At 72.5% G+C, this 7645-nt stretch carries 7 protein-coding genes; 5 read left to right on the top strand and 2 right to left on the bottom strand.

What is annotated here, in order from left to right:
- Positions 1-98: 98 nt before the first annotated feature.
- Positions 99-836 (bottom strand): HAD family hydrolase, encoded by a 738-nt coding sequence (locus tag LO763_RS05270; RefSeq protein WP_230600900.1) that lies wholly within the window; start codon positions 834-836, stop codon positions 99-101.
- A 121-nt stretch (positions 837-957) separates the two neighbouring features.
- Here LO763_RS05270 and LO763_RS05265 point away from each other — a divergent pair, with 121 nt between their 5' ends.
- Entirely contained in the window at positions 958-3681 is a 2724-nt protein-coding gene (locus tag LO763_RS05265) for a DEAD/DEAH box helicase (protein ID WP_230600899.1), read from the top strand.
- Between the two features lie 16 nt (positions 3682-3697).
- Positions 3698-4075, top strand: coding sequence for a VOC family protein (locus LO763_RS05260; protein ID WP_230600898.1), 378 nt, complete (start codon positions 3698-3700; stop codon positions 4073-4075).
- A 110-nt stretch (positions 4076-4185) separates the two neighbouring features.
- Here the strand turns inward: LO763_RS05260 and LO763_RS05255 are convergent, their stop codons facing one another.
- The gene (locus LO763_RS05255; RefSeq protein WP_230600897.1) at positions 4186-5091 is read right to left on the bottom strand and encodes a 5'-3' exonuclease; all 906 of its coding nucleotides are present in this window, start codon (positions 5089-5091) and stop codon (positions 4186-4188) included.
- 188 nt (positions 5092-5279) lie between these two features.
- Between LO763_RS05255 and LO763_RS05250 the strand changes: the two genes are divergently transcribed.
- Genes LO763_RS05250 through LO763_RS05240 form a run of 3 tightly spaced genes read left to right on the top strand, consistent with a single transcriptional unit; the run spans position 5280 to position 7635 of the window.
- Positions 5280-6071 carry a transporter substrate-binding domain-containing protein gene (locus LO763_RS05250; RefSeq protein WP_230600896.1) on the top strand — a complete coding sequence of 264 codons (792 nt, stop codon included), beginning with the start codon at positions 5280-5282 and terminating at the stop codon, positions 6069-6071.
- Entirely contained in the window at positions 6071-6877 is an 807-nt protein-coding gene (locus tag LO763_RS05245; protein ID WP_230600895.1) for an amino acid ABC transporter permease, read from the top strand. The genes LO763_RS05250 and LO763_RS05245 overlap by 1 nt, the downstream gene beginning before the upstream one ends.
- The gene (locus LO763_RS05240) at positions 6874-7635 is read left to right on the top strand and encodes an amino acid ABC transporter ATP-binding protein (protein WP_230600894.1); all 762 of its coding nucleotides are present in this window, start codon (positions 6874-6876) and stop codon (positions 7633-7635) included. The genes LO763_RS05245 and LO763_RS05240 overlap by 4 nt, the downstream gene beginning before the upstream one ends.
- Positions 7636-7645 lie beyond the last annotated feature (10 nt).

The raw sequence follows: 7645 nt of genomic DNA, 5'->3' as shown, positions 1-7645 counted from the left end.
CGCCCCCCCCCCCCCCGCGGCCCCGCGCCCCCCCCCCCCCGGGCGGCCCCCCCCCTTCGCGTCTCACCGCGCCGAGCGCGGTCCCGGTCGCGGCGGCCTCAGCAGCCGGCCCGCACCAGCCGCAGGACCGCGTCCAAGCCGACCGCGCGGCCCGCCTCGGTGTGCGGCACCAGGTAGCAGCGGGCGCCGATCCTGGCCGCGCCCGCGTCGGCCATCGTGTCGCCGACCATGAGCGTCCGGCCCGGCTCCACGTCCAGCGCGTGGCAGGCCGCGTAGAAGATCTTCTCGTCGGGCTTGCAGTACCCGACCTCGTACGACAGCACCCAGGCGTCGATGAACCGGTCGATGCCCAACCGCCGCAGTATCGGACGCGCGTCGAAGCCGATGTTGGACACCAGCCCGATCGGATACCCCTGCGCCTTCAGCGAGACCAGGGTGGCGATGGTGTCGGCGAACGCGACCCACCCCTCGGGGGAGGCCAGGCGGTCGTACAGCGCCTCGGCGAGCCCCTCGAAGACCCCGTGGGCCTGCGCCGCGAGCGCCGTGAACGCTTCGCGGTGGGCTTCCTCGTCCAGGTCCCGGTCCGCCCAGGCGTCCGCGAAGTGCGGGCGCACCCGCGGCTCCATGCCCGAGCCGAGCCAGCCCTGCGCGCCGATGGCGTCCGCCAGCGCGGTCACCGAGAGCGGCGACAACTGCCGTCCGCACGCCTCCGCCGCCAACGACACCGACCGGGTCAACGGCTCCAGCTGCGCCAGAGTGCCGTGGAAGTCGAACAGGACCGCGTCGACCCCTCCGCGTCCCGCATCGTCATCTCCTGGTGAGGATTCCCGGTGCACAACCGGACGATACCCGGCCGTGTAGGCGTCGTCACAGCCGGGTGCGCGGCGGCGCCGCCCCGCGGGCCGAAGCCCGTTTATGGCTCGCAGGGGGAGCCGTAGGCAGACTAGTGTTGAGCCCATGGTTAACGCCGACGTGCACGCCGACGACCGCTCGCCCGCCGAGCGCCACGCCGCCGACAGGGCCCGCCGGCAATGGCCCGAGCTGGCCGCGTTCGCGGGGGACTACCCGTTCGAACTCGACGACTTCCAGGTCGAGGCCTGCCGCGTCCTCGAGGACGGCCACGGCGTGCTCGTGTGCGCGCCCACCGGCGCCGGCAAGACCGTGGTGGGGGAGTTCGCGGTCCACCTCGCGCTCGCCGAGGGCAGGAAGTGCTTCTACACCACCCCTATCAAGGCCCTGTCGAACCAGAAGTTCAACGACCTCGTCGAGGCGCACGGCGCCGACAACGTCGGCCTGCTGACCGGCGACACCGTCGTCAACGGCGAGGCCCCCATCGTCGTCATGACCACCGAGGTCCTGCGCAACATGATCTACGCGGGCTCGCCCACCCTTGGCGGCCTCCGGTACGTCGTCATGGACGAGGTCCACTACCTCGCCGACCGCTTCCGCGGCGCCGTGTGGGAGGAGATCATCATCGAACTCCCCCAGGACGTCCGCGTCGTCTCCCTCTCGGCCACGGTCTCCAACGCCGAGGAGTTCGGCGACTGGCTCAAGAGCGTCCGCGGCTCCACCGAGGTCATCGTCTCCGAGACCCGCCCCGTCCCGCTGTGGCAGCACATGATGATCGGCGGCACCCTGCTCGACCTGTTCGAACCCGACGGCGACTACGTCTCCAAGGAACTGCTCAAGAAGGACGCCCGCGCCCGCGAACGCAACGAGCGCCACGCCGGCGGGCGCCGCCGCGGCCGCCCCTACACCGACCGCGGCCGCGTCGTCTCCCGCCTCGACCAGGCCGCGCTGCTGCCCGCCATCTACTTCATCTTCTCCCGCGCCGGATGCGACGCCGCCGTCGACGAGTGCGTGCGCGCCGGCCTGCGCCTCACCGACGGGCGCGAACGCGACGACATCGTCGACTACGCCACCGCCAGCGTCGCCCACATCGACGCCGCCGACCTCGAGGCCGTCGGCTTCGACCGGTGGCTCGCCGGGCTCGCCGCCGGCATCGCCGCCCACCACGCCGGACTCCTCCCGGTGTTCAAAGAGGTCGTCGAGAAGCTCTTCGAACGCGGCCTCCTCAAGGCCGTCTTCGCCACCGAGACCCTCGCCCTCGGCATCAACATGCCCGCCCGCTCCGTGGTCCTCGAACGGCTCATCAAGTACGACGGCTCCGACCACGTCATGCTCACCCCCGGCCAGTACACGCAGCTGACCGGCCGCGCCGGGCGGCGCGGCATCGACGTCGAAGGGCACGCCGTCACCGTCTGGGCCGAGGACATCCGCCCCAAGGAGGTCGCGGGCCTCGCCTCCAAGCGCACCTACCCGCTCAACTCCAGCTTCGCGCCCTCCTACAACATGGCCGTGAACCTCATCGGCGCCGCCGGAGTCGAACGCGCCCAAGAGGTCCTGGCCTCCTCCTTCGCGCAGTTCCAATCGGACTCCGAAGCCGTCCACATCGCCGAGCAGGCCCGCTCCCTGGGCCGGCGCGCCGCCGAGGCCGCCGAGGGCGCCGCATGCGACAAGGGCGACTTCCTCGCCTACTACGAGATCACCCAGCAGCTTTCGCACGCCGAGAAGAGCGCCCAGAAGCGCCGCAAGGGCGCCCTGCGCGACGAGGCCCGCACCTACCTCGAGAAGCTCCGCCCCGGCGACGTCATCTGGATCTCCCGCGGCAAGCGCACCGGCTGGGCCGTGTTCCTGCGCCCCACCGGCGGCTCCCGCCACCACGACCCGCGCTGGTCCGTGCTCACCGCCGACGGCTGGGCCGGGACGCTCGAGACCGCCGCGTTCGACGGCGGCGTCGAGGTCGTCACCCGCATCCGCATGCCCAAGCGCTTCGACCGCCGCGACCCCCGGTCCCGCACCGACCTCGCCTCCAGCCTGCGCGAGGCCACGCGCGACCGCTCGCGCCCCACCCGCCGCGGCGGCGCGGCCGAGACCCCCGAGATCGCGCGGCTGCGCGAGGAGGTCAAGGCCCACCCGTGCCGCACCTGCCCCGACGCCGGGCAGCACACCGTCAACGCCTCCCGCTGGTCGCGGCTCAAACGCGAGGAGGAGCTGCTGCGCCGCCGCTCCGAGCGGCGCGAGCACTCCCTGGCCCGCCAGTTCACCGCCGTGCGCGAGGTCCTCACCGAGTTCGGCTACCTCGAGGGCGAGACCGTCACCCACGACGGGCGGCTCCTGCGCAACCTCTTCGTCGAGACCGACCTGCTCGTCGCCCAGTGCCTGCGGGACGGGATCTGGGAGGGCCTGGACGCGCCCGCGCTGGCCGCGATCGCCTCCACGGTCATCTACGAGTCCCGGTTCGAGGAGGACGAGTTCTTCGTGGCCGTGCCCGGGCCGATCACCGAGCAGGTGCAGAAGACCGTGCGGCGCTGGGAGGCGATCCGGCGGGCCGAGAACCAGCGGGGGCTGTCGCTGATCTCGCGGCCGCAGATGGGGCTGGCCTGGCCGATCTACCGGTGGACCCGGGGCGAGGAGCTGTCGAAGGCGCTCGCGGCGGCCGACGGGCCGTGGCCGATGCCCGGCGGCGACTTCGTGCGCTGGGCCCGCCGCACCGCCGACCTGCTGCACCAGATGGGGTCGGCCGCGCGCCACATCGGCACCGAGTCCTCGAACGAACTCGCCGACCGGGCCTTCGACGCGGTGGACGCGATCCGCCGCGGCGTGGTCGCCGACGTCTGACCCGAAGGGAAGCACTGTGCACCGCAGCCGCCTCTCGACCATCCTCTTCGACACGACCGACGCCGACGCGGCGGCGGGCTTCTGGTCCGGCGCGCTCGGCGTGCCGGCGGTGCCGGTGCCCGAGGAGGAGCAGTACTTCTCGCTGCCCGGGGCGCTGCCGGGCCTGGTGACGGGGGTGCAGCGCCTGGGCGAGGGCGAGCCGCGGATCCATGTGGACATCGAGACCGACGACCTCGACGCCGAGACCGAGCGCTTGAAGGCGCTGGGGGCGGTCGAGGTCTCGCGCTGGCTCGACTGCCGGACGCTGCGGGCCCCCGGCGGCCACATCGTGTGCGTCATCCCGGTCCACTCGGACCGGGAGGTGTTCGAAGCCGAGGCGAACGTCTGGGAGTGAGGCCGGGCCCGATCGGCGGGCATCCCGGAAGCCTGCAGGGCCTCGGGGACGGGCCCCCGGTCTGCAATGGTGCCCGGTGGGTACGACAGTCCGGCCGGGCCGGGCCCGGTTCAGGCCCCCTGCGGCGCGATCGCCTCGTGGAAGCGCTTGAGGGCCGAGCCCACGTTCCACTCCCGCGCCAGGGCCTCGACCCGCTCCGGGTCGGCCGGGGCCTTCGGCAGCGCCGCGTCGGTCAGCGGGACCGCCACGTCCGCCACCGCCGTCGAGACCTTCACCGCCCGCTCGAGGTAGTCGCCCGCCTCCCCGATCGACCTGCGCTGGCGCTCGGGCAGGTCCGAGCCCGCCTCGGCCGCCGCCGCCCGCAGCCCCGCGATCCCCCCGAACGTGTTCACCAGCGTCACCGCCGTCTTCGCGCCGATGCCCTTCACGCCCGGCAGCCCGTCCGACGGGTCGCCCCGCAGCACCGCGAAGTCCACGTAGTGCCCCGGGTCCACGCCGAACTTCGTCGCGACCGCCTCGCCGTCGAACAATTCCGCCTTGGATATCCCGCGCGCGAGGTACACGACCTTCCGGTCCCGCTCGTCGTCGACCAGCTGGAACAGGTCCCGGTCGCCGGTCACCACCAGCACCGGCTCGGCCGTGCGCGCCGCCAGCGTCGCGATCACGTCGTCCGCCTCGAAGTCCGGGTGCGCCGCGGTCGCCACCCCCAGGGCCGGCAGCAGCGCCTCGATCGCCGCGACCTGGTCCTCCAGCCCCTCCGGGGTGTCCTCCGCCCCGTTCGCCAGCGCCCGCTCGGCCTTGTACCCGGGCATCAGGTCGATCCGCCACTGCGGGCGCCAGTTCCCCTCCAGGCAGCACACCATCCCCGTGGGGGAGTAGCGCCGCGCCAGGACCGCCAGGCCGTCGAAGAACCCGCGCACCGCCCCCGCGCGCCGCCCGTCCGGCGCCTTGATCGAGGAGGGCAGCCCGTAGTAGGCCCGGTACCACAGGGAGGCGGCGTCGATGAGCATCAGCATGCGCATCACTCTCTCATGCAGGGCCGACATGCGGCCGCAAGTGTCCCGCGCAGGGACGACAAGGCCCGCGAGCGGCGATTCCGCCCGCCTATAGTGCGAAACCTGCCACATTGCCGACCAGGCGCCACGACCATGGGAGGGTCCGACCGGAAAGATCACCCCGACCACTACTCATGAGGAGCCCTCAGGTGAACACCTACGCCCGCCGGACCGCCGCCGCTCTGGCCCTGATCGGGACCGGGCTGGCCGCCGCCGCGTGCACCGCCGACTCCGGCGACGACGCCACCCTCGCCGTCTGCACGAACATCCCCTTCGAGCCCTTCGAGTACCAGGAGGGCGGGGAGTACGTCGGCTTCGACGTCGAGCTGATGAACCTGCTGGCCGAGCGCCTCGACCAGACCGTCGAGATCGTCGAGATCGGCTTCGAGTCCATCAGCTCCGGCGAGGCCCTCAACGCCGGCACCTGCGACATCGCCGCCGCAGGCATGTCCATCACCGAGGAGCGCCAGGAGGCCATGGGCATCTCCCAGGCCTACTACCGCGCCGACCAGGCCCTCGTGGTGCCCCCCGGCTCCAGCGTGACCGCCCTCGACCAGCTCGAGGGCCAGAGCGTCGCCGTCCAGTCCGGCACCACCGGCGAGGCCTACGCCGACAGCGTCAAGGACCAGTACGGCTTCGAGCCGGTCGCCTTCGAGTCCATGGGCGACATCGCCACGGCCATGACCGCCGGCTCCGGCTCCATCGGCGCCTCCATCGCCGACCTCGCCACCTGGACCGCGATGATCGAGACCGCCTCCGACCTCACCCTCGTCCAGACCATCGAGACCGACGAGTACTACGGCTTCGCCGTCCAGAAGGACGACACCGAGCTCCTCGACGAGGTCAACGCCATGCTCGACGAGGCCTTCGAGGACGGCACCTACGCCGAGCTCTACGAGGAGTGGATCGGCGAGCCGTACACCGGGGACCTCGACCAGTAGTGGCCCCGCGCACCGAGCCCCGCCTGGCGCCGCGGCAGCGGCGCCGGATCTCCCGCGCGGTCCAGTACGCCGTCGCGGCCGCCGCGGTCCTCGCGGTCGCGCTCCTCGCCGACTGGGGCCGCATCGCCGACTCGTTCCTCCGGCTCGACATCGCCGCCGACATGTTCCCGGACGTGTGGACGGCCTTCTGGAACACGATCGTCTACACCCTCTTCGCGTTCGCGTTCGGCATGCTCGTGGGCGTGCCCGTCGCGCTCATGCGCGTCTCGGCGTTCGGCCCCTACCGCTGGTTCGCCGCCTGCTACGTCGAGGTCTTCCGCGGCCTGCCCGCCCTGCTGGTCCTCTTCCTCGTCGGCTTCGGCGTGCCCCAGGCCTTCCCGGGCCTCCAATACCCCGGCGGGGTCTACGGCCAGGTCGCCATCGGCCTGGGCCTGACCTCCTCGGCCTACATCGCCGAGAGCGTCCGCGCGGGCATCCAGGCCGTCCCGAAGGGGCAGATCGAGGCGGCCCGCTCCCTCGGCATGAGCCACACCCGCACCATGGTGACCGTGGTCCTGCCGCAGGCCCTGCGGATCGTCATCCCGCCCTTGACGAACGAGCTGGTGATGCTCACCAAGGACTCCAGCCTCGTGTTCGTCCTCGGCGTCACCGCCGCGACCATGGAGCTGTCCAAGTTCGCCCGCAACGAGCTCACCTCCGAGGCGAACGCCACCCCGCTGCTGGTCGGCGGCCTGCTCTACCTGCTGCTGACCGTACCGCTCTCGATGCTGGCCCGCCGCCTGGAGAAGCGAGGAGACGCACGATGAACGAGTCCACCGGGGACGCCCCGCTCGTCCGGATCAGGGGGCTGCGCAAGCGCTTCGGCGACAACGAGGTCCTGCGCGGCATCGACCTCGACATCGCCGAGGGCGAGGTCGTCTGCCTCATCGGGCCCTCCGGCTCGGGCAAGTCCACGCTGCTGCGCTGCGTCAACCTCCTGGAGGAGCCCACCGAGGGCGCCATCGCCGCCGCCGGGCACGACATGACCGGCCCCGACGCGGACCTGGACGCCGCCCGCCGCGACATCGGCATGGTCTTCCAGCACTTCAACCTCTTCAGCCACCTGTCGATCCTCGACAACGTCACCATCGCCCAGCGCCGGGTGCGCAAGACACCGCGCGCCCGGGCCGAGGCCGACGCCCGGCGCCTCCTGGCGGAGGTCGGCATCGAGGGCAAGGAGCGGGCCCGGCCCGCGCAGCTGTCCGGCGGCCAGCAGCAGCGCGTCGCCATCGCGCGGGCGCTGGCCATGCGCCCCAGGCTCATGCTCTTCGACGAGCCCACCAGCGCCCTCGACCCCGAACTGGTCGGCGAGGTCCTGTCGGTCATGAAGCGCCTCGCCGCCGGCGGCATGACGATGCTGGTGGTCACCCACGAGATGAGCTTCGCCCGGGAGGTCGCCGACCGCGTGGTCTTCCTCGACGGCGGCGTCATCGTCGAGTCCGGTCCGCCCGCCGAGGTCCTCGCCGCCCCGAAGACCGAACGGGCGCGCGGGTTCCTCCACCGCGTCCTCCACCCCGTCGACTGACATCATTGGA

This window comes from Glycomyces amatae, from assembly GCF_020991375.1.
Classification (GTDB): Bacteria; Actinomycetota; Actinomycetes; order Mycobacteriales; family Micromonosporaceae; genus Glycomyces; species Glycomyces amatae.
This window is presented reverse-complemented; position numbering and strand designations above follow the sequence as displayed.

Coding starts and splice junctions, on each gene's coding strand:
- LO763_RS05265 (WP_230600899.1), top strand. CDS start 958: ATGGTTAACGCCGACGTGCACGCCGACGACCGCTCGCCCGCCGAGCGC.
- LO763_RS05255 (WP_230600897.1), bottom strand. CDS start 5,091: ATGCTGATGCTCATCGACGCCGCCTCCCTGTGGTACCGGGCCTACTAC.
- LO763_RS05240 (WP_230600894.1), top strand. CDS start 6,874: ATGAACGAGTCCACCGGGGACGCCCCGCTCGTCCGGATCAGGGGGCTG.